The organism is Vibrio sp., assembly GCF_984391705.1.
In genome coordinates this window covers 1-26,004 of sequence record NZ_CFHWOM010000022.1, presented here as the reverse complement: position 1 = coordinate 26,004, position 26,004 = coordinate 1, and the positions used below count along the sequence as shown (strand labels likewise).

23 protein-coding genes are annotated in these 26,004 nt (G+C 43.1%); 10 read left to right on the top strand and 13 right to left on the bottom strand.

Annotated elements, in window-relative coordinates; genetic code table 11:
• The first annotated feature begins 94 nt into the window (after positions 1-94).
• Positions 95-1,855 (top strand): methyl-accepting chemotaxis protein, encoded by a 1,761-nt coding sequence (locus tag AC4MRV_RS12720; protein ID WP_491187706.1) that lies wholly within the window; start codon positions 95-97, stop codon positions 1,853-1,855.
• A gap of 51 nt (positions 1,856-1,906) precedes the next feature.
• On the opposite strand, the gene AC4MRV_RS12715 is transcribed toward AC4MRV_RS12720, so the two are convergent.
• From AC4MRV_RS12715 to AC4MRV_RS12705, 3 genes are all read right to left on the bottom strand, one after another.
• The gene (locus AC4MRV_RS12715; protein ID WP_491187705.1) at positions 1,907-5,059 is read right to left on the bottom strand and encodes an efflux RND transporter permease subunit; all 3,153 of its coding nucleotides are present in this window, start codon (positions 5,057-5,059) and stop codon (positions 1,907-1,909) included.
• A 10-nt stretch (positions 5,060-5,069) separates the two neighbouring features.
• The gene (locus AC4MRV_RS12710; protein ID WP_491187704.1) at positions 5,070-6,182 is read right to left on the bottom strand and encodes an efflux RND transporter periplasmic adaptor subunit; all 1,113 of its coding nucleotides are present in this window, start codon (positions 6,180-6,182) and stop codon (positions 5,070-5,072) included.
• Positions 6,183-6,281: 99 nt separating this feature from the next.
• Positions 6,282-6,842, bottom strand: coding sequence for a GNAT family N-acetyltransferase (locus tag AC4MRV_RS12705; RefSeq protein ID WP_491187703.1), 561 nt, complete (start codon positions 6,840-6,842; stop codon positions 6,282-6,284).
• A 216-nt stretch (positions 6,843-7,058) separates the two neighbouring features.
• Here AC4MRV_RS12705 and AC4MRV_RS12700 point away from each other — a divergent pair, with 216 nt between their 5' ends.
• Positions 7,059-8,186, top strand: coding sequence for an acyl-CoA desaturase (locus tag AC4MRV_RS12700; RefSeq protein ID WP_491187702.1), 1,128 nt, complete (start codon positions 7,059-7,061; stop codon positions 8,184-8,186).
• Positions 8,187-8,261: 75 nt separating this feature from the next.
• On the opposite strand, the gene AC4MRV_RS12695 is transcribed toward AC4MRV_RS12700, so the two are convergent.
• The 4 genes from AC4MRV_RS12695 to AC4MRV_RS12680 form a co-directional block, all read right to left on the bottom strand.
• Positions 8,262-8,789 carry a GNAT family N-acetyltransferase gene (locus AC4MRV_RS12695; protein ID WP_491187701.1) on the bottom strand — a complete coding sequence of 176 codons (528 nt, stop codon included), beginning with the start codon at positions 8,787-8,789 and terminating at the stop codon, positions 8,262-8,264.
• Between the two features lie 30 nt (positions 8,790-8,819).
• Entirely contained in the window at positions 8,820-10,079 is a 1,260-nt protein-coding gene (locus tag AC4MRV_RS12690) for a DEAD/DEAH box helicase (RefSeq protein ID WP_491187700.1), read from the bottom strand.
• Positions 10,080-10,114: 35 nt separating this feature from the next.
• A complete protein-coding gene (locus AC4MRV_RS12685) occupies positions 10,115-10,687 on the bottom strand; it encodes an acyl carrier protein phosphodiesterase (RefSeq protein WP_491187699.1) in 573 nt (190 codons plus the stop codon).
• A gap of 113 nt (positions 10,688-10,800) precedes the next feature.
• Positions 10,801-10,923 (bottom strand): hypothetical protein, encoded by a 123-nt coding sequence (locus AC4MRV_RS12680; protein WP_491187698.1) that lies wholly within the window; start codon positions 10,921-10,923, stop codon positions 10,801-10,803.
• A gap of 344 nt (positions 10,924-11,267) precedes the next feature.
• Between AC4MRV_RS12680 and AC4MRV_RS12675 the strand changes: the two genes are divergently transcribed.
• The 3 genes from AC4MRV_RS12675 (at position 11,268) to AC4MRV_RS12665 (ending at position 14,635) form a co-directional block, all read left to right on the top strand.
• Positions 11,268-12,470 (top strand): aromatic amino acid transport family protein, encoded by a 1,203-nt coding sequence (locus AC4MRV_RS12675; RefSeq protein ID WP_491187697.1) that lies wholly within the window; start codon positions 11,268-11,270, stop codon positions 12,468-12,470.
• A 151-nt stretch (positions 12,471-12,621) separates the two neighbouring features.
• Entirely contained in the window at positions 12,622-13,758 is a 1,137-nt protein-coding gene (gene msrB / locus AC4MRV_RS12670) for a peptide-methionine (R)-S-oxide reductase MsrB (protein WP_491187696.1), read from the top strand.
• 139 nt (positions 13,759-13,897) lie between these two features.
• Positions 13,898-14,635, top strand: coding sequence for a MipA/OmpV family protein (locus AC4MRV_RS12665; protein ID WP_491187695.1), 738 nt, complete (start codon positions 13,898-13,900; stop codon positions 14,633-14,635).
• Positions 14,636-14,671: 36 nt separating this feature from the next.
• Here AC4MRV_RS12665 and dbpA read toward each other — a convergent pair whose 3' ends face one another.
• The 4 genes from dbpA to AC4MRV_RS12645 form a co-directional block, all read right to left on the bottom strand.
• Entirely contained in the window at positions 14,672-16,048 is a 1,377-nt protein-coding gene (dbpA, locus tag AC4MRV_RS12660; RefSeq protein ID WP_491187694.1) for an ATP-dependent RNA helicase DbpA, read from the bottom strand.
• 110 nt (positions 16,049-16,158) lie between these two features.
• Positions 16,159-16,812 (bottom strand): GTP cyclohydrolase I FolE, encoded by a 654-nt coding sequence (folE, locus tag AC4MRV_RS12655; protein ID WP_491187693.1) that lies wholly within the window; start codon positions 16,810-16,812, stop codon positions 16,159-16,161.
• Positions 16,813-16,887: 75 nt separating this feature from the next.
• On the bottom strand, positions 16,888-18,456 hold the full coding sequence (locus AC4MRV_RS12650) for a sensor histidine kinase (RefSeq protein WP_491187692.1): 1,569 nt from the start codon (positions 18,454-18,456) through the stop codon (positions 16,888-16,890).
• 52 nt (positions 18,457-18,508) lie between these two features.
• Positions 18,509-19,252 (bottom strand): substrate-binding periplasmic protein, encoded by a 744-nt coding sequence (locus AC4MRV_RS12645; protein WP_491187691.1) that lies wholly within the window; start codon positions 19,250-19,252, stop codon positions 18,509-18,511.
• A 296-nt stretch (positions 19,253-19,548) separates the two neighbouring features.
• On the opposite strand from AC4MRV_RS12645, the gene moeA reads away from it, so the two are divergent.
• Genes moeA through AC4MRV_RS12625 form a run of 4 tightly spaced genes read left to right on the top strand, consistent with a single transcriptional unit; the run spans position 19,549 to position 22,715 of the window.
• Positions 19,549-20,784, top strand: a complete 1,236-nt coding sequence (moeA, locus tag AC4MRV_RS12640; RefSeq protein ID WP_491187690.1) for a molybdopterin molybdotransferase MoeA — start codon at positions 19,549-19,551, stop codon at positions 20,782-20,784.
• A gap of 9 nt (positions 20,785-20,793) precedes the next feature.
• A complete protein-coding gene (moeB, locus tag AC4MRV_RS12635) occupies positions 20,794-21,543 on the top strand; it encodes a molybdopterin-synthase adenylyltransferase MoeB (RefSeq protein WP_491187689.1) in 750 nt (249 codons plus the stop codon).
• Between the two features lie 21 nt (positions 21,544-21,564).
• On the top strand, positions 21,565-21,870 hold the full coding sequence (locus AC4MRV_RS12630) for a hypothetical protein (protein WP_491187688.1): 306 nt from the start codon (positions 21,565-21,567) through the stop codon (positions 21,868-21,870).
• Positions 21,871-21,887: 17 nt separating this feature from the next.
• Positions 21,888-22,715 carry a sulfurtransferase gene (locus tag AC4MRV_RS12625; RefSeq protein WP_491187687.1) on the top strand — a complete coding sequence of 276 codons (828 nt, stop codon included), beginning with the start codon at positions 21,888-21,890 and terminating at the stop codon, positions 22,713-22,715.
• A gap of 33 nt (positions 22,716-22,748) precedes the next feature.
• Here AC4MRV_RS12625 and AC4MRV_RS12620 read toward each other — a convergent pair whose 3' ends face one another.
• Together AC4MRV_RS12620 and AC4MRV_RS12615 are read right to left on the bottom strand one after the other, a co-directional pair.
• Positions 22,749-24,041 (bottom strand): glycoside hydrolase family 18 protein, encoded by a 1,293-nt coding sequence (locus AC4MRV_RS12620; RefSeq protein ID WP_491187686.1) that lies wholly within the window; start codon positions 24,039-24,041, stop codon positions 22,749-22,751.
• Between the two features lie 139 nt (positions 24,042-24,180).
• A complete protein-coding gene (locus tag AC4MRV_RS12615) occupies positions 24,181-25,161 on the bottom strand; it encodes a sugar-binding transcriptional regulator (protein ID WP_491187685.1) in 981 nt (326 codons plus the stop codon).
• Between the two features lie 443 nt (positions 25,162-25,604).
• Between AC4MRV_RS12615 and AC4MRV_RS12610 the strand changes: the two genes are divergently transcribed.
• On the top strand, positions 25,605-26,004 hold a 400-nt coding region (locus tag AC4MRV_RS12610; protein ID WP_491187684.1), incomplete at its 3' end, for a transaldolase family protein.

Here is a 26,004-nt window from a genome sequence, read left to right as displayed (position 1 = left end):
TAGCTATTGATGCAATTGATATAACTATGATTACAGTCTACCATCACCTTAAATACTTATAATTAATGTGAAATCTACTAACTAAGGTAATCTCATGAATATCAAGAATAAACTGTATTCATTGGGTGCGGTAGCTATTTTGGGTGTAGTGTCCATTCTTTTGTCTACATCTCATTTTGCCCAAACTACCGCTGAACTAAATCAGGCAAATTTGCTCGTAGCTCAGCTAGAAATCCGCCTACTCAATTTACGTCGTAACGAAAAAGACTTCTTACTCAGAAAAGATATGAAGTATTTAGACAAGTTCAACGACAACATGGGTAAATTTTTAGATAAAGAATCAGAGCTTGCAAAGCTTCTATCCTCCCATGACTTCCCTTCTACTAACCAGTTACGTAAAGATATCGTTGATTATCAAAATGGCTTTACAACGCTTGTTAATGGTTACAGCCAACATGGCTTAGATGCTGAGGACAAATTGCTGGGTCGCTACAACCAGTCATTAAATTCAATAAAGCCAACACTAAATAGTGACCAATTGGCAGCATTATTTAGGTTCGACGCTAAAGTTCAGACTGGCGAACTCGAACCTAGTTTGGTTCCTGCTAACGCCTCTCAACTCGTATCATCCGCAAAAGCTCTAGTCGAGCAAAAAATTAAAATTGGCCTCAAGTACAACGTTGGTTTATTAGGAGACACGCGAGCGCTGTCTCATACAGTTGAGGAACAATTCAAAACATTCTCAAAAGCGTTATCTGAGGAATCTCAAGCAACACAAGATAGACTGGCTAACTTCAAGTATGGCGTCACGGGCCTAGTGATATTAGTTATCTTAGTTATTATTTGGCAGATCTCTCGCTCTATCAATAATCAAGTCGCTAGCCTACTTTCAATTATCCAAGAGATAGCGAGATCGAACAACGTTGCCCTGCGCGCGAAACTCGAAGGTAACAACGAGTTGGTGGCAATCAGTAATTACTTTAACCGCTTATTAGACAAGCTTGAGGAATTGATTTCAGGCACTCAAACCAAATCGAATGATCTTTCCCAAAGTACGGCGAACATGCACGATGAGTTGCAAAATGTAATTGAACAGTTCAACGTTCAGGCTGATCACACGGCAACCATGGCTACTTCTGTTCAAGAAATGGTTTCTACAATAAACGAAATTTCGGAAAGTACTGCTGTCGCCGTTGAAGGGGTACAACAAGCTGCAGTCAATGCTGATAACGGCCGTAAAGTTGTTAAAACTACAGTTCAAAACATCGATCAATTATCGTCTATCTTAGGCAGCAGCCAACAGTCGATTGGCTCACTGAACAACCATGTCGACAAGATCGGTGATGCCGTTAACATCATTCAAGAGATCGCTGAGCAAACTAACCTACTCGCTCTAAACGCAGCAATTGAAGCTGCGCGGGCTGGTGAGCAAGGACGTGGCTTCGCCGTCGTAGCTGACGAAGTTCGTGCACTGGCGAGTCGCACCCATCAGTCGACAGAAGAAATTACAAAAGTAGTCACTGATATCCAATCGCAAATGTCTAAGGTTGTCACGGACATAGACCAATGTAACGAGCAAGGCCAAGCAACCCTGAAAGCATCAGACACGCTTGATCAAAGCTTAACTCAAATCATAGATGATATGACTAACATTCAGGCCAACTCAGAACGAATAGCCTCCGCTATTGAAGAGCAAGGAATTGTGATGAACCAGGTAAGTGAATCTATCACTGAGCTTAATACAATTTCAGATGGCAACATGCAGTCAGCTCAACAATGTTTGAACGAAGTTGATAGAGTTTCGGCCCAAGCAACTGAAATGGACCATGCAGTTGCAGAGTTTAAAACCTCTTAGTCGTGTTATGTTGTTAAAAAGCCCGCTTAAATGCGGGCTTTTTTATGCTAGCTAATCGTCATCTAAAGGAATAAGTTTTGTATTCCCTCCATGAGCCTTTTCCCTTTGTCTTTGTACCATTGCGTAGAATCCAGGGATTAGGAAAGTACCGGCTAAGAGTACGCACAGTAGTCCACCGATAAGCGATATACCAAGCGAGTTTTGGCTCACGTGGCCTGCTCCTGACGCAAAAATCAAAGGGAAGATCCCTAGAATAAACGACCAAGAAGTCATGTTAACCGCTCTGAAACGGAGCTTACCACCATGTACCGCCGCTTCATCAATCGGTACGTCTTTCTCTTCACGCTCAACTTTTGCAAATTCAACGATAAGTATCGCATTCTTTGCTGCGAGTGCTATCAACAAGACCAAGCCTATTTGAGCATATAAGTTGAGTGGAGTCCCCGTCAGATTCAATGCTAGGAAAGAGCCTAATGTCGCGATAGGTACCACCAAGATAATTGCCAGTGGAATACTCCAACTCTCGTACTGCGCCACCATAAATAGATAGATAAAGATCAGTGCGAGGGCAAAAGCAAAAATAGCTTGGTTACCTGCTAATACTTCTTGATAAGCCATACCTGTCCATTCGTACTGGTAGCCATGCGGCAGAACCTCAGCAGCCACTCGCTCCATTGCAGCAATTGCATCACCACTGGAGTAACCCGGCGCTGGCTGACCTTGAATAATCGCACTGCGATACATGTTGTAACGCCATGCAACGTCCGGCTCGAATATCTGCTCATAGCTCACTAGTGTGCTCAACGGAACCATTACGCCTTTCGATGTACGCACATGGAAACGCTCCAAGTCTTCCATACTGCTTCGATGTTCACTATCCGCCTGCATAGTCACGCGGAAGTTCTTACCAAACATGGTGAAATCATTCACATATAGAGAACCTAAGTTACCCTGTAGCGTTTGAAAGATGCTTGAAAGTGATACACCCAGTTGCTGCGCTTTCTCTCGGTCAATATCAACATAATAATGTGGAACGTTGGCACGGAAGGTACTAAATGTGTACGCAATTTCTGGCTGTTTATTCGCAGCTTCAATCACTTGTCCCATAACCATCGCCAAATCAGTTCTGCTACGTCCCAAGGTATCCTCTAAGACGAATTCAAAGCCTGACGCAGCCCCCATACCTGGCACAGCCGGAGGTCCCATGGCAAAGACAACGGCTTGAGGTAATTCCATTGCTGCGCGAGCATTAATACGCTGAGCAATCGCATTTGAGGAATGATCGCCAGACAGCGCGTTACGGGTTTCCCAATCCTCTAACTTAATGAACAGTGACGCGCCATTTGAAGCAGCAGCCCCTGTCATAAACGCGAATCCGTTGGCAACTGTTACACCATCTACTCCTGGCTCTTGCTCGACCATTTGCACCAACTGTTCTGTCACCTCTTGTGTACGAGACAACGATGCAGCATCTGGCAGCTGAACATTGACTAGTAATATGCCCTTATCTTCTTGAGGCACGAATGCGGTAGACGTCGTTTTGGAGAAAAACGCGACTGCACCAACAGCTACAACAAAGAAGGTTGCTAAGAGTATGGTTTTCTTGACCAAAAAGCCTGCGATTTGACCATAACGAGTCGTTACTTTCTCTAAACCTTGGTTGAAAACGGCAAACCATCTGGATGTATTCCCACCTCCTTGCTTCAACACGAGAGAACACAGAGCTGGTGAAAGTGTTAACGCGTTAATCGATGAAATTACTACCGATATACAGATAGTCAACGCAAATTGGCGATACATAATACCTGTGATACCCGGAAGCATCGCAACCGGCAAAAACACAGCTAGCAGAACCAAGGTCGAAGTGATAATCGGTCCTGTTACTTCTTTCATCGCAATCAATGTTGCCTTACGTGGAGTAAGAGTTGGATCTTTGGCCATCGTTGTATCAACGTTTTCGATAACCAATATCGCATCGTCGACCACAATACCTATTGCTAAGATAAGACCGAACAGAGTAACAGTGTTAATGGTAAAACCCGTTACCTGCATGATCGCAAACGTACCAATTAATGAAACGGGTATCGCTACTACAGGGATTAAGGTGGCGCGTGCACTACCAAGGAATAAGTATGTGACGGCAATAACCAGCAGAATTGCTTCGACTAATGTTTTAACTACACCCTTAATCGACTCAGCAACGAATAGTGTCGTATCGTAGCTGGCTTCGAAAGCCATTCCTTCTGGGAAGTTAACGCTTAACCTATCCAATAACTCCATGACCGCTTGACCGCTTTCTAGAGCATTCGCGTCAGACTGCAAGGATAAGGTTACGATAGATGCATCTTGACCGCGGTATTGACCGCTACCATCATAGAACTTTTTACCTAGTTCCACGCGTGCTACATCTTTGAGGTAGACCGTCGAACCATCGCTGTTGGCACGTAATACTACGTTTTCAAACTCACCAACGCTTTCCAAGCGCCCCTTCGTGACCAAGTTAAACTGGACTTCTTGAACGTTGTTGTAGGGTGCGGCGCCGACGCGTCCAGCGGCAACCTGAACATTTTGCTCTGCTAAAGCGGCATATACGTCGGATGTGGTTAATTTGAGGTTGGCCATTTTCTCTGGATCTAGCCAAACACGCATCGCGTATTCGCCGCCACCAATTACATTGACTTCACTAATTCCTTTAACACGCGCAAGCTGATCTTTAACATTCAAATTAATGTAGTTAATTAGGAACTGATCATCATACTTGCCATCAGGTGAATAGAAGTTCAACACCATCAACAGGTCTGGTGAGCGTTTTTTCACCGTAACACCGACCATGCGAACTTCTTGCGGTAGCTTAGACTCAATCTGAGACACACGGTTTTGGACGTTTACCTGCGCCATATCAGGATCAGTACCCACATCAAAGGTGACATTGAGGTTATAGGAACCATCATTTGCACTCTTCGACGACATGTAAATCATGTTCTCTACCCCGTTCACCGAGGTTTCAATAGGGTCAGCAATGGCTTGCTCGACGACTTCAGCACTAGCACCTGTATAATACGCAGTGACACTGACGGAAGGCGGACTTATTTTTGGATACTCGGCAACGGGCAAAATCGCTAACGATATCGCACCAGCAAGTGTGAGAATGATTGATATAACCAGCGCGAACTTAGGGCGCTGGATAAAGAAACGACTTAACATTTAAGCACCTTTACTCAGCATTGGTTCGAACTGGTACACCATTACGCACTCTTTGTAAGCCTTGCGTAATTACTCGGTCCGTATCGACTAACCCTTGGCGAACGATGATCCCCTCTTCTACCTGACGGCCTAAATCGACGTTTCTTCGCTCAGCAACATTCCCTTCAGTAATGACCATCACAAAATCACCCTCCAGGTCAGTCTGAACTGAACGACGTGGCACCACTAACACGCCTTTCGCTTGCTTCTCTTTGAGCTCAACGCGTACGTGTTGTCCTGGCAGTAAGCGGTAATCTGGGTTAGCTACTTCGGCACGCATAGCAATCGTACCTGTGTCCAAGTTGATTCGGTTTCCGAGGTAATCGAGTTGACCAGAATGTTCGAAGTATTCCCCATTCTCGAGTACAACTTTCACCTCAACAGCACTTGCATCATCAGCGCCATCTCCTTTCACTTCATCCATCCCCATTTCAAGGCGCTCACGTTCACTGATACTGAAGCTGGTATGGACAGGATCCAAACTTACCAATGTCGTTAAAATCCCAGATTGAGGCGAAAGCAAATCACCTGTACTCACTTTACTCTGCGCTATGCGCCCTGAAAAAGGTGCCTTGATTTCGGTATATGATAGGTTGACTTCTGCAAGGTGAAGCTGAGCTTTGGCTGCTTCTACTTGGGCTGTTGCACCCAAAAGTGTTGCGTTGAGATTATCAAACTCGGATTGAGAAATACTTCCTTTCGGTAATAGATTTTTACCACGTTGGAAATCTAGCTCTGCTTTTTTTAATGCGGCATTCGCTTGGGCAAGTGCAGCTTTAGCTGACGCTACTTGAGCATTAAATGAAGAAGGCTCGATAGAATAAAGTAATTGACCTCGCTCCACCATTTGCCCTTCTTCAAAATGGCGTTCTTTCAAATAACCGGTTACTTGGGCCGTGATGTTGGTGTCTTCAACCGCTTCAACGCGGCCAATATATGACTTACTCGCTTGGTGCTCAATTGATTGTACATTTTCTGCCACGACCAGAGGCGCAGGCATCTGGTTCTTCCCTTGGCTTTGATCTCCACACCCTGATAATAAGATCGCGCTAGCTAACGCAGACAAAAGTAGTGTTTTTTTCATGAATAGACCGTTAGGTAATATAAAAAGAGGCTATTGCAAATTACCTAACGGGCTAGCGTGTTGTGTCCGAAGAATATCAAGACACGGCGTTTAAGTGTTTCAATCTGTTACTAATTCGCACTTAGTGTGATTTTCGATATTCTGCAGCATGATTGAAGGGGATTTCCAACAATAAACCAATTCAGTCACCTTGCTACCACATGGTGCATTCCAAATCCGTTCTTGCGAATTTTCACCACCAATATGGTCATAAAATTCGATTGCTTGAAGATTATCTTTCATCACTTCCAGATACACGCCGTTATTTGGAAAGAACTGATTTATCCATTTGGCGACTTCTTCTACCAGTTTAGCGCCCAGGCCCTTACCTCGATAGGCATGGTCTATATGAAGGGCGTCAATAATAGTCCCTTTTTCAAAGTCATGATTGCCAAATGCACAGATAAACCCGCACAGCAAACCGCCCTCTTCAATGAGGATGACATGTTGATTAAAAGGGGGATTTATTAAACGTGTTTGCCAAACAGCGAGACGTTCTTCTAACACTTCTGTATCAAGATACTCTTTTCCTAAGATGCCTTGATAAAACTGCTTCCAGCTCTGTGCGTGCAGCGAAGCGATACGTTCATAGTCGCTATATTCAGCTACTTTTAATTCCATTTGTAGTTCCTTATTACTTCCTGTAAGGATTGTATACCTCTTCATACTATAAAACATTTAACGAAAAGCCAATGATTCTGAAACAAAACAGAGTTGCTTACATCTCACTGTTACGTTTTATTACGATTCATAGCTCACTGTTTGAACAGTCCTAATTTGACTTACACGTGTACGCTGATATTCTAGCGTACAACTGTTAGCTCAAAGGAAAAGATCATGTCCACCGAGAGTAAACCTCCATTAATCTGGCTCAATATTTTTATTTTTCTCTCTTCTTTTATCACTGCCCTGTTTATCGTTCCTTGGTATGGACTAAGTTTTGGGTATGGCCTAGAACACCTTCTGTGGTTTGTCATCGCTTTTTCGTTTTGTAACCTATCAATCACGGCTGGCTACCACCGTCTATGGTCACATAAGACCTATGATGCGCATTGGACGCTTCGATTGATCTTTGCTATCGGCGGTGCATTTGCTCTTCAAAACAGTGCGCTTCATTGGAGCTCAGATCACCGAATCCACCACAAACACGTCGACAATAACGATAAAGATCCATACTCTGCAAAACGTGGGTTTTGGTTCTCCCATATTGGCTGGATGCTGCGCGAATACAATGCCAACACTTACTCGGACTATAGTAATTGCCGAGACTTGCATAAAGATAAGATCGTGATGTGGCAGCACAAGTACTATATTCCGCTCGCTCTAGCCACTAACTTCGGTATTCCACTGCTAATCGGTATCGCCTATGGGGATATTGTCGGAATGTTACTTGTTGTAGGCGTACTGCGTTTAGTACTGAGTCACCATTCTACTTTCTTTATCAACTCATTGGCGCACATTTGGGGTAGCCAACCATACACAGACAAAAATACAGCTCGAGACAATGGCGTGCTCGCGGTATTCACGTTTGGTGAGGGATATCATAACTATCACCATATTTTTGAGAATGATTACCGAAATGGTATTTACTGGTGGCAGTACGATCCAACCAAATGGTTGATTAAGAGCTGTTCGTGGCTAGGGTTAGCGCGTAAGCTGCGCGTCACACCCAAACTGAAAATCGAAAAAGCGCGTGCAAAGATGAGCCGCGAGCTAGCCCAGCGTAAAATAGAAACCTTACCTAATGCTTCACAGCTTAGGGATGCGTTAAACCAGGAGTTCGAACAGTTGATCTCAAAAATGAGTGACTACTACGATATCAAAAAACAGGTGTTAGAATCGAAAAAGACCAGTTTAAGTGAAAAATACGAGTGCTCATTGCTGAAGTTACGCTACCAACAAATAAAGAAAGAACTGAGTTCGCAACGTAAACGTTGGGAGCTACAATTAGCCCAGTACGCTTAACAGCGATGATGATAAAAGGGGGAGCGATAAGCTCCCCCGCACGTTTAAGGCCGCATGTTGAAGGAAATTACTTCCTTATCGTTCATTTATCAGGCAAGTAAACTCTATACAATCTATTGGCTGGCCTTGCAATTCAGCATAGTTGTCTACAATGCGAACCTTTACAAATCCATTAGACATTAATACTTTTCGGGAAGCGAGGTTATTGACGTCAGCGTATGCAAATAGACGTTTGATTCCTTTAGAAGCAAGCTCCTTTATCGCAATTGCGAGGGCCGATGTCGCGACCCCTTTAGATGTTGCGTCATACCCGACACGATAACCGACGTGAGCGGTGCCCTTTTTTAGGTCCACATTAGTGAAATTAAGGCGCCCTATAATCTGGCTCTCGGCACTTCTAATCAATAAAGGCAGCAGCCTGTTACACTTGTATTCAAGTAGAAACTCTTGGATATGCTGTGTCACCCCTTCCAAAGAGTAGAAATCTTCCGCTCTTGGCGGGATAAACTGCTCAAACCACTCACGATTATTTATTTCGAAATCGAGCAACTGATTTGCGTCTGAAACCTTGATTAAAGTTAGCTTTATTTCAGTGAGCTCCATTCTACGGTCCAATCGTTTTATTCAAGCGGGTTAGCGCTTTTTGCCTCGGTTAGCATGGATTTTCAACTTAGCCTTCATCTTACGTTTATCAGAAGAGCGGCTCTTTCTTCTTGGTGACTTCTCGGGCTCAACTTCTTCAATTAAACTTGGTTCAAAACCTTGTAGCCATTCTTGCGGTAAACGTGTATCTAACAAACGTTCTATCGCTTCAAGTAAGTAGTGTTCATCGCTACTCATAAACGACACGGCGAATCCTTCTTTACCTGCCCTGCCTGTACGGCCAATCCGGTGAACATAGTCTTCCGCTTTATATGGCATGTCAAAGTTGACCACTTGTTCTAGCTCTTGGATATCCAGTCCGCGAGCAGCAACGTCAGTCGCAATTAGAGCTCTGATCTTGCCATCTTTGAAGTCATCAAGTGCTTTTTGACGGGCTCCTTGGCTTTTATCACCGTTAATAGAGGCTGCTTTGATTCCATCGAGCTTAAGTTCTTTAACCAAAGCATCACTGCCCTGTTTGGTTTTCGTGAATACCAACACTTGCTGCCAGTTACGAGAGCCAATTAGGTAAGCTAGAAGCTCTGCTTTTCGCTTCTTATCGACTGGGTAAACCATCTGTTTGACCGTTTCAGCCGTGCTATTTGAAGCAGAAACTTGCACTTCCACAGGATCTTGCTGAAGTTTATACGCGATGCTTTTAATACGTTTATCAAACGTCGCCGAGAAAAACAGAGTTTGTCGCTCTGGATTAAAACGTTTAAGGATACGTTGAATATCGGGCATAAAACCCATGTCCAACATTCGATCTGCTTCATCTAGAACCAAATATTCGGATTTAGCGACGCTAATATTTTTGCAGAACATGTGATCAATCAAACGCCCCGGAGTAGCAATCAAAATATCGCAGCCTTGCTCTAGGTTACGCGTTTGAACGTTCATGCTGGTACCGCCGTAAGCAGTGACAACTTTTAACTCAGTGCCCTGAGCGTATTGAACAAGGTTATCAAAGACTTGTTGCGCCAGCTCGCGGGTTGGGACTAAGACCAAGGCACGCACATCATTGCCTTGCGGATTACGTTCAGAGCCAGATTGAAGAAGTTTTTGAATAATGGGCAATCCAAACGCTGCCGTTTTACCCGTACCCGTTTGCGCCCCGGCTAGTACATCTTTGCCCTCTAGTACATGGGGAATTGCTTGAGATTGCACCTCTGTTGGATGATTAAAACCAAGCGTTGTTAGAGTGCCAAGGAGCGTTGGACATAATCCAAGTGATTCAAATTCAGTCGACATGCGTGATACCTATATATGCAAGGTCGACGATTCTATCAGAATCTCTTGCTAGCGTTTAGTATCTGCGGATACAAGGTAGAAAATACTTGGTTAAGTGATGCGTAATTCTGCTCAAGATAAGGGTAACACTCAGCTAGCTTCCCCATCCGTGATGAGCGAAGAGACATTCTTTGTAATGCATATTCTATATTATCAAGCTCACGATAAGACTCTAACCAGCGACCTTTCCACATTAACGAATTTGTTCTTACGAATGCTTCAGGTAACGAGGCTTGAGTACCATTAACAGTTTGCTCTGCATAGTCACAAAAGTCTTTCAGAGTTAAATCGTGATAGTTTTGCCAATCACGTGCTAAGCAGTGGTCCCAAAACATATCTAACGCAATCCCAGCAAAACGACGGTGGCCATTTGGGAAAAGCTGTTTGCTTTGTAAAATGAGCTGATGGCTATCCGTATAAGCGTCAACAAACCTATGTAATCGCACGCCTTGAACGATTTGGTCGTCAAACTTACCCTGAGGATCACCTTTGACAAAGTCACCAAGTAAATTCCCAAGTAAACTCGATTGAGAGTGCTCTGCTATATGTAAGTGGGCAAGAAAGTTCAAAAGGCTCCTAACGTCTATGCGCGTATCAAGTGGCAATTGTTGAGCTTATAAAAGCACAAAGCCAGCGCGATTGCACTGGCTCTTTCTGGTGACTACAGGTGTAGCCTCTACTTTTATTTACTGAAGATTTCTTCTGCTAGCTCTTCGATTGATTGCTCATAATCAGAAAGCTCAAAGCCAATTTCCATTGCATCTAGCAGTTCAAGGCATTCTTCATTCAATGTTTGGTCACTCATTTTGACCTCCTTTAACAAACAATTTTATAGACCTGTTTTCAAGTCTCTACTTGTATATGCGGTCTATTGTTCCTTTTTAAACCTCTTATATGACAGTTTTATGAAAGAAAAAAGTAAATTGTATTCACGCTTTGACTGTAATCTCATGTAACCGTTTGCATCGCAAAAACAAATCTGAGTGTAAATATTTAATTACACCATTGGTAATTAATATGTACATTTCGCTTGAAAAGGTAATGATAATTTTACACAATGTCCATTAATGAGCATTTATGGCTTTATTTTGAACATAAATTAGCCATAACAGCTAAACACAACAACCAATAACGTAAATATTCTTATACATGACTAAATCAAAGATTTTCGGTAGTACTTTGATCATTGCTGGTACCACTATTGGGGCTGGCATGTTGGCATTACCCTTAGCTTCTGCTGGTATTGGCTTCACAGCATCACTCGTAATCATGCTCGTACTATGGGGCCTTATGGCCTATACGGCTCTGCTTATGATAGAAGTTCATCAACACGCTGACAAAGATGCTACTCTACACACACTCGCTAAACAGTTTCTCGGCGTTAAGGGGAAATGGGTAGCCAGTTTTTCAATGATGTTTCTCTTCTACGCATTGTGCGCGGCTTACATCGCTGGTGGCGGAGCCCAGTTTAGTGAACGGCTCCAATCTATTGCAGGGATAAACCTCTCTTCGACTTCTGCTACGTTGATATTTACAATCATAGTTGCGTGCGTCGTTACGATAGGAACGGCAACGGTTGATAAAGTGAATCGCATTTTATTCACAGTAAAGATCGTCGCCATGGCGCTAGTGCTAACGTTCTTAGCACCAAATGTGACTGAATCTTACCTGTTAAGTATGCCGATGGAACAAGGCTTGGTTATCGCAGCTATCCCTGTCATCTTTACTTCGTTTGGTTTTCACGGAAGTATTCCAGCGATCGTGAACTACCTTGACGGCCACACTCCATCGCTACGCCGAGCAATCATGATTGGTTCAGCGATCCCCCTAGTTATTTACATCTTTTGGCAAGTTGTGACCTTGGGTGTAGTTAATCAAGCAACACTCGTAGATAACCAAGGGCTTAGTGCTTTAATCGGCACACTCTCTGAAACTGTTCATCAATCTAACCTTGGTCAAACAATCGGTATATTTGCTGACCTTGCCCTACTCACTTCATTTTTGGGTGTGAGCTTAGGTCTATTCGAGTTCTTAGGCGACACTCTGAAAAAGCGAAACAAAGGTAACAGCCGCATTGTAACCGCTCTAATCACCTTTGTTCCTCCTATGGGCTTTGCGTTATTCTATCCACAAGGCTTCATTATGGCTCTCGGCTACGCAGCTATTGCGCTCGTTATTCTCGCAATCTTTTTGCCTATACTCATGGTCAAACAAGCTAGAACCCAGGCAGATGCTTCACATTACCAAGTATTAGGCGGCAACACGGCGCTATTATTGAGTAGCGCGGTAGGTATTATGATTGTCGGTGCTCAGTTATTAATCACGGCTGGTATTTTGCCTGCTCTTGGATAACAGCCATTCATATACATGACTTAAAAGCGGCACTTTGTGTCGCTTTTTTGATCTATTCTTCTCTAGATGCTTAAAAATCTTTGTCGGTGCAATTTTTTCTCAGTTGTCCCTTTCTTATATAGCGATAACAAAAACAAACGATGAGGTTGATATGAAAGTGAAGTTTAAGTTTGTTTTGCCAACGATTGCCCTAGCGGCGGTTATGGCGTCTTTTTTTGGGTCAGCTGAAAGCAAAAGTTCGTATGCAAACACTTCAAAAGGATTCGAAGTTGCTACTTTAGCAGGTGGATGTTTCTGGTGTACTGAGTCTGACCTAGAGAAACTTCCTGGGGTGCTTGATGTTGTGTCTGGGTACTCTGGCGGTGAACTAGAAAACCCTACCTATAAACAAGTATCTTCGGGTAAATCAGGGCATATAGAGGTTATAGAAGTGAAGTATGACCCAAAAGCGGTCAGTTACGAGCAAGTTCTAGACCAGTTTTTCCGTCACATTGATCCAACCGATGATAAAGGTTCGTTTGTTGACAGAGGTCCTCAATATCGACCAGCAGTTTTCTATCATAACGCCGAACAAAAGATGATTGCCAAAAACTTTATGGACGAGATTAATGCTATTGGTGTGTTTAAAAAGCCGCTTAAAACAGAGTTAATTGAATTCGAAAAGTTTTGGCCTGCTGAGGATTATCATCAGGACTACTACAAGCGTAATAAAATTCGCTACAACTATTATCGTTACGCATCGGGAAGAGATCAGTACCTGGATGAAATTTTCGGCGAGTCTCGCCAAGAGCAACCAGTGACGCTTAGACAATTGATTAATGACAGTAAAGTGGCCGCGTCGGTGAAACCTTACACTAAGCCTTCTGAAGACGAAATAAAGGGCAAACTGACTGAGCTTCAATACTATGTCACCCAAGAAGAAGGCACAGAGCGAGCGTTTAGAAATGAGTACTGGGATAACAAACAAGAAGGTATCTATGTCGATATTGTGTCCGGTGAGCCACTATTTTCATCAACAGACAAATACAAATCTGGCACAGGATGGCCAAGTTTTACCAAACCAATTAATGAAGGTTACATTGTAACAAAAACAGATTATCACCTACTTTACCCTCGTACTGAAGTAAGAAGTCGATTTGCAGACTCTCATTTAGGGCACGTATTCAAAGACGGACCCGCCCCCACTGGTTTGCGCTATTGTATGAATTCCGCATCAATGCGCTTTATTCCAAAGTCGGAACTCGAAAAAGAAGGATATGGTGAGTATCTATACCTATTCGACAGCTAATCCATCCACTATGTCGACCTTTAAGCCAACTTTAACCAGTTGGCTTTTTTCTTGAGTTAATTAAGCAAAGTAATTTGTTTCTCTTGCAATTAATTATTCGTTTTACCGTTCTGATATTTGTAGATTAAAGGAGAAATCTATGAATACCACTCAACGAAACTTACTCATCGCCTCACTTATTCTTGCATCTAGCTCTTTCGTCTCTGCGCAGGAACAATACTATAACTTTGGTTTCATTGGCGGCAGCGCATCTTATGGCCAATCAGTATTCTCGGAGAAAGATGGCGCTGGATTTTCTGCCGAGCCTAACGTTTTTTACAACGGTGAATATGGGTTCATTGATGGAAGTCTAGTAAACGTTTCAGTTCTACCTTACGTCGGTATAAGCGGTAATTGGCGGTTTGCTCAGGTTTCAGATGATTTCGACGATATCCCTTCCGGTATTAACGATCGTGAAGGAAACGGCGAGCTCGGCTTTACGCTGGGTACAGTCGGAGCAAGATTGACATACTTACATGATGTAACGAGTGAGCATAATGGTTATGAAATACAACTCCACCTTGGTCGCACGTTAGATTTGCCGTTCAATAGCTTTACATTGACACCATATGTCGAAATCGATTATCGCGATAAAAAGCTATCTGATCATCTGTATTCGATTTCTTCGGGTGAATCAGATGAATCTGGTCTCGAAGAATATAGTGCAGGCAGTAGCTGGGTTTATCAGGCAGGGTTAATAGGAATATATGCGTTATCTGACAATTGGCTGGGGCTAACAAAAGTTGAGCTGGAGCACCATGACAACTCCTCACCGCTAATACAACGCGATCTAGGGTGGTCTGCAAGCATTGGACTTACCTATAAATTCACCCATTAAAAGCAAAGGAGCCGATAGGCTCCTTTGTTTATTCAATTATTTCATGACACGAGCTTTAAAGTTTCGCCCTTTCATCTTACCGGTTTGCAACTGTTTGAGTGCCGGTTTAACTATGTCATGCTCAACCGCAACGTATGAAACCATCGGTAAAATATTGATCTTGCCGATTTTCTTACCATCCAATCCCGCTTGTTTCGTCAACGCACCTAAAATGTCGCCAGCTCGAACTTTTTGCTTTTTACCGCCTAAGATTTGAATCGTCTGCATCTTAGGGTAAAAAGGACGCTCTAATGGTTTCTCAGGCAAACTAGACGGTGAAATTTGTATATCCATGTATTCATCAATACGCGCTACTCGATACTCTTCTTTTTCACTGTAGAAGCTAAATGCAATCCCTTTTGAGCCAGCGCGACCCGTACGGCCGATACGGTGAACATGAACTTCTGGGTCTCGAGATAGTTCAAAATTAAACACCGCATCTAAGTTATCGACATCAAGACCACGCGCTGCAACATCGGTTGCAACCAGAATAGAGATACTCTTATTGGCAAACATGGTTAATGCTTGTTCACGCTCGCGCTGCTCCATGTCACCATGGAGTTCAATGACACTAAAACCTCGATGGCTTAGCTCATCAGTTACGTTTTGTACTTCTTTTTTGGTATTGCAGAAGACTACCGATGATTCAGGCTTATGAGTCAATAATAAGGCTTCGAGCGCATCATCACGCTCTTCTGTAGTGTTCAACTTGAAAAAGCGCTGTTCGATCGTGCTCTTTTGGTGAGTCGACTCAACTTTCACCATCTCAGGTTCAATCATCACTTTAGAAGATAGAGATTCGATGTTGTCAGGGAAAGTGGCGCTGAACAGAAGTGTTTGACGTTGGCTAGGTGCCGCTTCGATGATGGTATCTATCGCATCTTCAAAGCCCATATCTAACATTCTGTCTGCTTCATCAAGAACCAATGTATTCAATTCAGACAGGCTAATACGCCCTTTAGACATATGATCTAAAATGCGACCCGGTGTACCAACAAGGATATGCGCACCATGCTCTAATGAACCAATTTGGGGGCCCATTGGCATGCCGCCACATAGGGTTAACACCTTGATATTATGAATGCCACGTGCCAGCGTACGAATTTCTTTAGCCACTTGGTCTGCAAGCTCGCGTGTTGGACAAAGAACCAATGTTTGAACGCGAAAACGTTTCACATTTAAGTTGCTCAATAACCCCAACGAGAAGGTTGCTGTTTTACCTGAGCCTGTTTTACCTTGTCCGATAACATCTTTGCCCGCTAACACCAATGGTAACGCTTGCTGCTGAATAGGTGTCATTTCTGTATAACCTAAACTGTCCAACGTTTCGAGAAGTTCTGGTCTTAGGTTTAGCGTTTTAAATGAAGTTGTCACTGATATACCTTGTGTTTTTCACGCAATTTACAGTGTGAATAGCGCGATTAAAAAGTAAAAACCGCTTCATGATGGAAGCGGTTTTTGAAATTTATCTTACCGAATCTACTTTAACGAATTCCGTGTAGGAACTCGTGACGCGTTGCAGGATTCGATTTAAAAATACCACCTAAAGCTGTTGTGGTCGTTTCGCTTGTTGCATCCATTACTCCACGCGATTTTACACAGTAGTGCGTGGCATCAATCGTCACCGCCACGTCATCTGACTCGAGTAATGTTTGTAGAGCAACAAGAATCTGCTGAGTCATACGTTCTTGTACTTGTGGACGCTGGGCAAAGAAGCGAACAATGCGATTAATCTTAGATAAGCCAATAATCTTTCCACGGGGAATGTACGCAACCGCTGCGCGACCGTCAATAGTCACTAAATGATGCTCACAAGTGCTAGTAACTGTAATGTCTTTGACTCGAACCATTTCACTCACGTTCATCTTATTCTCGATGACCGTAATTTTCGGGAAATTGGAATAATCTAACCCAGAAAAGATTTCGTCAACGTACATTTTTGCAATGCGATGTGGCGTTTCTTCCAAGCTATCATCCGTAAGGTCAAGCTCAAGCAAAGAGAGTATTTCACGCATATGATGCTGAATTTTCTCTTTTTTCTCTTCTCGAGTGAACTGATTAGGCACCATCGGTGTTTCTAATCCTCGGCTTTCTAGCGCATCTTTTACCAACTTCGCGGATTCGCTAAGACCTGACATTGGACTTCCTCTTACATTACCCCTTTAGGATGGCAGACAAGGATACTCGTATTTTTGAATAATTACACCCATATTTTATCCATGGACTTCGTGGGTACTTTTACTGTCTATGTTCAAATTAAGAGGAATTGTCAGTAAGAAATGGGCTCCCTGTTCAACATCATAGAGGCACTCAATTTTACCATTTAAGCGTTGACTGACGATATTGTATATAATGTTCGCGCCTAACCCTGTCCCCCCAGTACCGCGTTTGGTAGTCACAAACGGTTCAAATACTTTACCTTTTACACTCTCTGGTATACCCCGGCCAGTATCTCGATAATCAATAATCAGGTCATTTAGCTCTTCATAGATAGAGATAGTAATCAACTTTTCACGATCCCAATCTTCAAAACCGTGTTTGATACTATTGGTAATGAGGTTTGTAAATATTTGAATATATGCACTGGTATAACTCTCTATTTTTAACCCTTCATTACATATTACGTCGACGGTTACCCCCTTTCTGCGTAACTCATGGGATAAAGAGACAACCAATTTTTCAACGTGTTCTTTAATAAAAAATTGATATGCTGACTCATCGGTTTGGTCTACGGCTATTTGCTTAAAGCTAGAGACTAATAATGCAGCGCGTTGTAGGTTTGTATTCAAGATGTCAAAGGACTCGGAAACGCTTTTCATTGACTCTGTAAACACTGACGCTTCGAGCTTTCCCTCTTCATAGTCTTTAATGATGTGGTCTATTTCCGTAGACGCAAAACTGCTCGAGGTAATGCTGATACCAAGAGGAGTATTAATCTCATGAGCGACGCCAGCCACTAGGTTACCTAAAGAAGCCATTTTTTCATTTTCAATCATCGTTGCTTGTGTTTCCTTCAATTCCAACAACGTCGCTTCCAGTTCTTTGGTTCTTTCTTGAACCATCAATTCAAGGTCTTCTTTGAATTTAATCTCTTGCTCAAGCAGCACTTGCTTCTCAGCCAAAGCCTGCGCTAGTTGCCGACGAGACTCAATCACAGTCCCGTAAGACTGACTAAGTTCACTGCACATCCGGTTGACGATGGTAATCATAAAATCAATCTCGTCATCGTTGGCCGCTTTACGTTCAATAATCATTGGCGGATTTTCATGCTTGAAGCGATATTGCTTAAAGTACGCGCTCATTTGATTTAAAGGCTTAGTCACAAGCGTGTTCACCAAGTAGATGATAAAGCCTGCCACAATGAATGTTTTAAAGCCGTTAGATAGCAAGATTACCAACGCTTTATCGATAAGGCTGTTGTAGATCACCCACAAATCGGATTGAACAATTAGCCTGCCAAGATAAATCGCTTTTTGATTAATGTAGGAATATTCGAGCTCTAGGGTTTGTTCTAGAATGTGCTTATCTTTGGGTTCGCCCAGTTCCCAGTGCTTATCCCCTTCGACTTCAATTCGGACATAGCTGATATCCGGTATACTGATAATCCCGTTAATCTGGGACTCAATAAGTTCAGAGTTTAGAACCCATATGCTTTCTTCCAACGCATCTTTATAAGAAGTAAATATGTATTTTTGGCTAACCTTGATACTTTCTCTTGCCACAAGAAAGTCTGAGTAGAGCTGAAACGCCGTTACAAACAGCGTTACCAGCGTACTAAACATGATTATCTGCAATGTTAGCCTTTTGTTGATCGATTGGCCGATGTTCATTGTGCTATCGGTACTCGTCAATTAGAGCATCTAATGTTCCATCCTTCTGCATTTGTTCGAGATTAGATGTGATTATCTTGATGTATTTTTGATCACGACCAACAACATAGATGGTGTTTTTCAAAGGAAAGATTTCATGAAATGTAAAGCCTTGCATGTTCTCCACGCCAGCCTTACTTGCATAATAGTAAGCCATACTGCGGTCTAGTAAGATCACTTGGGCGCGATCTTTCATCAACATATCAAACTGAGCTTGCTGATTTTCAATTTCCTTGTACCCTTCCCAATCGGCAAGTTCTTGGTTGTAGAAAGTCGTAAATGGTTCTTTCAAATGCTGACTCGCGTTATTAAAGCCAACAATGTATTTACCTTTCAAATCCGAAACTCTATCAATAGTTAGCTGATTACTAGATTTAGACACTGCGACATTATCGAATTCATACACTTTGCCGTAAGAGTAGTTAACTCGGAACGTTAATGGTGTGCCCACAAAAACATCGAGCTCTTTGAACGCGTTCAGGGGATCTTGATCGAACTGTTTACTGGGAAACTTATAATTTGAAATCGTATAACCTGAACGCTTCAAAGCTTCCCCCACGATATCGACTAAAATCCCTGAATCGCCAATTACAAAAGGTGGTATACCGACCACAAACCCGACATTAACAATCTTTTCTTGTGCCACCGCTGGATTAGAAGTTATCAGAAATGCTATCAGCAGTGTTTGTTTAATCAATTTACCAAGCATATGGCTCTCCTTCGCCTTTCATACCTTAAATGATTGGATAAGTATTAAGCAGCCAACAACAATTATTAGTATTTAGGTTGAGTATAGTTGAATATACTAATTCTTTAGCATTAGCGTATTTGGTCGGTTATACGTGAGTACTACTTTGGGAGAGTCTTTTCGTTTTTGCGCACAAGTTTTATTCAAACTACCCTCTATGACCTTGGTATTGTTAATTGAGGTCATGATCGGCTTCTTCTTTATGTGATAAAGTGTGCAACATTAGACTGATAAAAACAGAAGATTAGGATTTCGATATGGGCTGTTGTGACGCTCCTGGCTTAATGCCAATTGAAGAAGCGATGGATAAGATGCTGTCGCCAATTAAACCAATCCAAACTACCTTGCAGCTTCCACTTGCCGAGGCCATTGGCTATGTCCTCGCCGAAGACATACTTTCTCCGATCTTCGTGCCGCCTTTCGATAACTCGGCAATGGATGGCTATGCCATTCGCATCGCTGATCTAAACAGCAATAATATCATGCCTTTGGCGGGTAAATCTTTCGCGGGACAGCCTTTTGAAGGTGACTGGCCTCAAGGTTACTGCGTTCGAATTATGACGGGCGCTAAGATTCCAGAAGGTTGTGATGCGGTCATCATGCAAGAAAACACCGAGGTTGTAGAGTCTGGTATCCAGTTCAATCAAACTGACGTTAAGCCACAAAACAACATCCGACCGACTGGCGATGACATCAAACAAGGCGATGTGGTACTACCCGCTGGCGCCCGTCTAACATCACGTGATATTCCGATGATCGCAACCCTAGGTATTAGCCATGTTACGGTCGTTCGTAAGCCTCGCGTCGCATTTTTCTCTACCGGTGATGAGCTCATGCCTCTCGGTGAATCTTTAGCAGAAGGTCAAATCTACGATAGTAACCGTTACGGAATTAAGCCTTTGATCGAAAACTTTGGTTGTGAACCAATCGATCTTGGCATTATTCCAGACTGCCCAGAGCAACTTAAAGCGACGTTTGAAAAAGCACAAACTCTTGCTGATGTGGTTGTTACATCTGGTGGCGTCAGCGTTGGTGAAGCGGATTACACCAAAGATATCTTAGAAGAGCTTGGTCAAATCGGTTTCTGGAAGCTCGCCATAAAGCCAGGCAAGCCTTTCGCGTTTGGTAAACTTTCGACAGCGTGGTTCTGCGGCTTACCTGGCAACCCGGTATCCGCTGTTTTGACCATGTACGTACTCGTACAACCAATGTTGGCAAAACTGGCTGGACACACCGAGTGGAAAGCGCCAGAGTCTATCCCTGCAACAACGAAAAGTGCATTTAAGAAAGGCCCAGGTCGTACCGATTACCAACGCGGCATCTACAGTATCGAAGATGGTAAATTCGTTGTCGAAACCACTGGCAATCAAAGTTCGGGGGCGTTCCGTTCGATGAGCTTAGCGAATTGCTTTGTCGTATTGGAGCGAGAACGTGGGCGAGTTGAAATTGGGGAAACCGTCAACATCCAACTGTTTAACGCAACGTTATATTAGGAGCATTCATTGGAGATTTTATCTGACCAAGAGATGCTACGTTACAATCGCCAGATTATTCTTAAGCAATTTGATTTTGATGGGCAAGAAGCACTTAAACAGAGCTCAATACTGATTTTGGGAGCTGGTGGTTTAGGTTGTGCATCAAGTCAATATCTTGCCACTGCAGGTGTTGGTAAACTCACCTTGATTGATGATGATGTTGTTGAGTTATCGAATCTGCAACGACAAGTGCTTCACCACGACTCCGATATTGGAAGCAAAAAGGTGGTATCAGCTGCGAATGCACTTAAGGAACTCAATCCTCATATTGATATCGATAGTATAGACAAGAGGCTTAACGATAGTGAACTTGAGTCGCTCATATCACAACATACATTAGTACTCGATGCATCAGATAACGTCGAGACACGTAACCAGCTCAACCGCTTATGCTATAAAAACAAGGTGCCACTCGTATCTGGGGCTGCAATACGGATGGAAGGTCAAGTAAGCGTATTTACTTACCAAGATCCTTCGCAACCTTGTTATGAATGTCTTAGCTCGTTGTTTGGTAACGCTGCACTAAGCTGCGTAGAAGCAGGAGTGATGGCACCTGTTGTTGGTATTGTTGGCGCAGTGCAAGCGATGGAAGCGATTAAAGTCATAGCTGGGTATGGAACTCCGAAGCAAGGCAAAATCTTAATGCTAGATGCAATGAGCATGTCATGGCGAGAGATGAAATTAATGAAGATGCCTACTTGCTCAGTATGTAGTTAGTCTATAGGCGGTAAAGTAATAATGAATAACCCCAAAATCTACCTTATCGCCTTGTTACTTTGCTCACTACTGCTTGTCGTCGTACTTTGGTTTCAGCCTCAACCTAAAGCAGAATTAATCAAGGCGACTGTTCTCTCTCAGACCCTAACCCAATCTTTAGATGGACACCGACGCTATCTTAATGTTGTGACTGAACACAATCAAAGCTTGCTCGTCCAGTCGGATGCAAAAATAGATTGTCCCAAAGATTCGCGCGTCACTATTCAGCAAGAGCAAAGTGTATTTTCCGACGTAATATCCTATACAGTCATAAAGTGCTCTCACTAACATCATAAGGTATTTGTATGTCACCGCTTGTTACCCCAGAATGGCTTAATCAGCAGCTGGACAATCCAAATTTAATTGTTCTTGATGCTAGCATCAACTTTCAGATTCCAGGCGAGGTTGAAAAAGATACCATCAACCTGATTCCTAACACGCTTCGGTTTGACTATGACAAAGAGTTTTGCGACGTTGAAAATAGCCTGCCCCATATGATGCCTTCTGAGGAACGCTTCATTGGTTTAGCGCAAGAACTTGGGTTAAACAACGATTCTGTCATTGTGGTTTATGATAACAGCGGTACCTTTGCCTCTCCTCGCGCTTGGTGGATGCTAAAAGCGATGGGGCATCAACAAGTTTATGTTCTGGATGGCGGTCTCACTGAATGGAAACGACATGGCTTTGAAACCGTCCAACAATACGACCAACCGCATAAACTGGGTGACTTTACTGGTAGCTTGAATCCTCACTACTTCGTTGACGCAAACCTCGTATTAAATGAGATTGGCAATGGTCATTCGTTAACCGTCGATGCGCGCTCTAGGCAACGTTTTAATAAAGAAGTGCCCGAGCCTCGCGCTGGGCTTCGCAGTGGACATATTCCTAATTCTGTCTGCCAACCGTTCGCAGAACTGATGAATGGTCATAAGTTGAAACCAATCGACGAACTGCAAGAAATACTCTCTTCAGTACTCTCTAGAGAAGTGTCCACCACCATTTTTAGTTGCGGCTCTGGCGTGACTGCGGCTATTGTGCTGTTAGCGGCACACTTATGCGGTTATGAAAATTTGTCCGTTTATGATGGTTCATGGACTGAGTGGGGACAGCGGGAAGAGTTACCAATTGAATAATGAATAAGCCCCAGCGTTTGCTGGGGCTTAGTATTACTGAATCTCTTTTTTCATAACTTCAACTAGAGTGCCACTAGGATCACCAGACAGTTCCCAAGTGAAAATTCCGCCTAATTTTGACTCTTTCGCCCACTTAGCTTTTGCTTTGATCGAACGCTGGTCTTCAAATGAAATAAACACTTTCTTCTCTGGATTCCATAAATATGGCGCTTGCGCTTGTTCATCATACTTGTATTGATAACCTTGTTTCGCACCGTAGTTATTGACGAGATCCCAGAACATAAAATAGCCGTTCTCACCTGTACCAAATTGCGCACCGCTATCAGATAGAAGCTCACCGTTTGGCAATCCGCCGTCATAGCTTTGAGTTCCTTGCCAACCACGCCCGTAAAATGCAGCGCCAATGACCAACTTCTCACTAGGAATGCCTGCGTCGATCATCTGATTAATAAACACATCGGCACCCATTCCCCACCAACTACGATCGGTCGCATGTAGGTTTGTCGTATGACCTGTTTGTTGTCCCCAACCACCTAGGAAATCATAGGTCATGGCAAACATGTTGGTTAAATAAGGGCTTGCTGTTTTCCAGTCGATTTGCTGCGCTTTTGCCCCAACACCAACGGCAGTAGAAAGTTCATATTCACGTTTGGTTTTATTTGCTAACTCGTCTAAGTCAGCACGCAGTGTTTTCACCAAATGATTAAAGGCTTCTCGTTCACTCGCCTTTTGTTCATCTGTTAGTTTGGTTGCAGGATTCCAAGGAGATGTCGTTAAACCACCTCCACCAGGATACTCCCAATCTAAGTCAATACCGCCGAAAAAGTCATATTGAGCGATTAACTCAACCGCGGTTTTTGAAAAGTGCTCGATCGCTTTAGGATCTTTTGCCATTGCATGGAAAGGTTCTGACATTGTCCAACCTCCGAATGAAGGTAAGATAACGAGCTCTGGGTTATCTTTTTTTAGCTGCGCTAATTGAGCAAAGTGACCTTTGTAATCCACATCCACCGACACTGGGCCAAAGTCTTCAGTTAGAGCAGCTTGTTGATCAACCACTATCGCGCTAAAAGGTTCTTTTCCCTCACAGTGCCCTTCGACTTGCTTTTGAATCGCTTCACTTGCTCCAGTGTGTGGACCACACATACTAAGAAACGCATAGATGATATGAGTCAGATTTTCGGCGGGGATATCTTTAACTTGGTAAGGATTGTCGGGGTTATTGTATTGCCAGTCTGCAAAGTAACCAGCAACGACTTTATCCTGTGCATGAGCGGATACACTCATAATACTTGCCAAAGCGGCAGCAGCGATTGTCTTTTTCATTCTATTCTCCTTGTTAATCTGACTACTAATTAATCAAGGTCGAATAATTTTTACGTCCAAACAAAATAGGGATGCGAGTCATCTAATGTCTTTAGCATCCCTATTACACAAGTTGCAAAGCAACATATTGAAAATTCGTTTATTTCATCTGTTCGTCAAGGTTCAGGACCGTTAAAGCATTACTTACACTTGTAGCAATAACGTCAATTACACCCGTTCTTAACGCACCTAACAAGGCGAGTGGCTTACTGTTCTCCGCTGCAATGGCAATGACTTCTGCTATTGGACGAAACTCTTCAATCCCTAAACCAATGACTCTGTCGCTCATTACCGTTTTCGCCGCGTTGCCATGAATATCGAAAAAATCGTAACCGGCAAAATCACCTACTACGCCTTGTAGCATACGTGATTGAACAACCTCACCAGCCGTAAACCAACCTAAATCGACCATATAGCTGTTTTCACTCATATCGCCAATACCAACGAGTGCAACATCCGCCTTGCGCGCTAAGTCTAGCGTTTGCTTAACTGTCGCATTCTGCATGAAGGCAAGCTTTTGTTCTCGGTTTTCTGCATAGGCTGGTGCGTAGAGCGTTTCAGAAGTGCCACCATAGCTTTTCGCAAATTGACGGCATATATGATCGGCATTGAACATGCCCCCGCGAGGGTGGATACCACCAATACCACAGACAAATTTTACATCACGCTGAGGAATTACTCCCATGTGATGAGCAACCGCAGAAACATTACGCCCCTGCCCAACAGTCACAACCGACCCATTTTGGATGGAACTCGCCATATATTTTGAGACCAAGCCAGCGACTTGGAGCCTTTGCTGCTCTTCACTCGGTTGATCAAGCGCCACTAACGCTCTTTTTACTCCAAATCGTTCGATCAGTCGTTGCTCAATCTTGGCACTAAAAACTGGGTGATACTTTACCGTGATCTCTACAATACCTTCATCTCTTGCTTGCTTAAGCATTCGACCTACCTTGGCACGAGAAACCGAAAACTTCTTCGAGATCTCTTCTTGCGTTGCGCCATCTTGGTAATAAGCAACCGAAATTTCGGTCAACAAGTCCGTATTATCATCAGATACATCGTTACTGACTTTAGTCATAAATATTCCTAGCTTTAGATTAACGCTCAACAGTGTTACAAGCGCTCACAGCTGTAGCATATGTCATATCCAACTAAAACATCAACATTTGCTCAGAAGAATTACATATTCTCAGCTCACATAATCGTCACTTATTTAGTAGCCTAAGCCTTACCGATAAAGGGCAAACGTTTATCACAGGGTTGCGCAACAGCAAAAGAAAAAAATAGTTGATGAATGTCACTTTAACCCTATTAGAACGATTGACTTTCTGACGAGTTGAGATAATTATGAACCCATCATTTACTCAAGCACAGAGCAAATGTTCACAACAATTGTTCTGACGCTAAAAAGTTTAAAGTTAACTGGTAGTTTTTGTTCAATACTATTGGTTGACTCGCTTGCAAATGCACTCTACATACATTGTTTATAATGTATGAGACCCATGAAATAGGATGATCGGAATGAGCAACAAATTAGAGCAACTTCGTAAACTAACGACTGTAGTAGCAGACACTGGTGAAATTGACGCAATCAAAAAATACCAACCAGAAGATGCAACAACTAACCCTTCTCTAATCCTGAAAGCAGCTCAAATCGAAGAGTATGCACCTCTAATCGATGCTTCAATTGAATACGCTAAAGCGCAAAGCGACGACAAAGCACAACAAGTACAAGATACTTGTGACATGCTAGCGGTAAACATTGGTAAAGAAATCCTAAAAACTATCCCTGGCCGTATCTCTACTGAGGTAGATGCGCGTCTATCTTACGATATGGAAGGCAGCGTAGCGAAAGCACGTCAACTCGTTAAAATGTACAACGATGCGGGTATCACTAACGATCGCATCCTTATCAAACTGG

Coding starts and splice junctions, on each gene's coding strand:
- AC4MRV_RS12720 (WP_491187706.1), top strand. CDS start 95: ATGAATATCAAGAATAAACTGTATTCATTGGGTGCGGTAGCTATTTTG.
- AC4MRV_RS12715 (WP_491187705.1), bottom strand. CDS start 5,059: ATGTTAAGTCGTTTCTTTATCCAGCGCCCTAAGTTCGCGCTGGTTATA.
- AC4MRV_RS12710 (WP_491187704.1), bottom strand. CDS start 6,182: ATGAAAAAAACACTACTTTTGTCTGCGTTAGCTAGCGCGATCTTATTA.
- AC4MRV_RS12705 (WP_491187703.1), bottom strand. CDS start 6,842: ATGGAATTAAAAGTAGCTGAATATAGCGACTATGAACGTATCGCTTCG.
- AC4MRV_RS12700 (WP_491187702.1), top strand. CDS start 7,059: ATGTCCACCGAGAGTAAACCTCCATTAATCTGGCTCAATATTTTTATT.
- AC4MRV_RS12695 (WP_491187701.1), bottom strand. CDS start 8,789: ATGGAGCTCACTGAAATAAAGCTAACTTTAATCAAGGTTTCAGACGCA.
- AC4MRV_RS12690 (WP_491187700.1), bottom strand. CDS start 10,079: ATGTCGACTGAATTTGAATCACTTGGATTATGTCCAACGCTCCTTGGC.
- AC4MRV_RS12680 (WP_491187698.1), bottom strand. CDS start 10,923: ATGAGTGACCAAACATTGAATGAAGAATGCCTTGAACTGCTAGATGCA.
- AC4MRV_RS12675 (WP_491187697.1), top strand. CDS start 11,268: ATGACTAAATCAAAGATTTTCGGTAGTACTTTGATCATTGCTGGTACC.
- msrB (WP_491187696.1), top strand. CDS start 12,622: ATGAAAGTGAAGTTTAAGTTTGTTTTGCCAACGATTGCCCTAGCGGCG.
- AC4MRV_RS12665 (WP_491187695.1), top strand. CDS start 13,898: ATGAATACCACTCAACGAAACTTACTCATCGCCTCACTTATTCTTGCA.
- folE (WP_491187693.1), bottom strand. CDS start 16,812: ATGTCAGGTCTTAGCGAATCCGCGAAGTTGGTAAAAGATGCGCTAGAA.
- AC4MRV_RS12650 (WP_491187692.1), bottom strand. CDS start 18,456: ATGTTTAGTACGCTGGTAACGCTGTTTGTAACGGCGTTTCAGCTCTAC.
- AC4MRV_RS12645 (WP_491187691.1), bottom strand. CDS start 19,252: ATGCTTGGTAAATTGATTAAACAAACACTGCTGATAGCATTTCTGATA.
- moeA (WP_491187690.1), top strand. CDS start 19,549: ATGGGCTGTTGTGACGCTCCTGGCTTAATGCCAATTGAAGAAGCGATG.
- AC4MRV_RS12630 (WP_491187688.1), top strand. CDS start 21,565: ATGAATAACCCCAAAATCTACCTTATCGCCTTGTTACTTTGCTCACTA.
- AC4MRV_RS12625 (WP_491187687.1), top strand. CDS start 21,888: ATGTCACCGCTTGTTACCCCAGAATGGCTTAATCAGCAGCTGGACAAT.
- AC4MRV_RS12620 (WP_491187686.1), bottom strand. CDS start 24,041: ATGAAAAAGACAATCGCTGCTGCCGCTTTGGCAAGTATTATGAGTGTA.
- AC4MRV_RS12615 (WP_491187685.1), bottom strand. CDS start 25,161: ATGACTAAAGTCAGTAACGATGTATCTGATGATAATACGGACTTGTTG.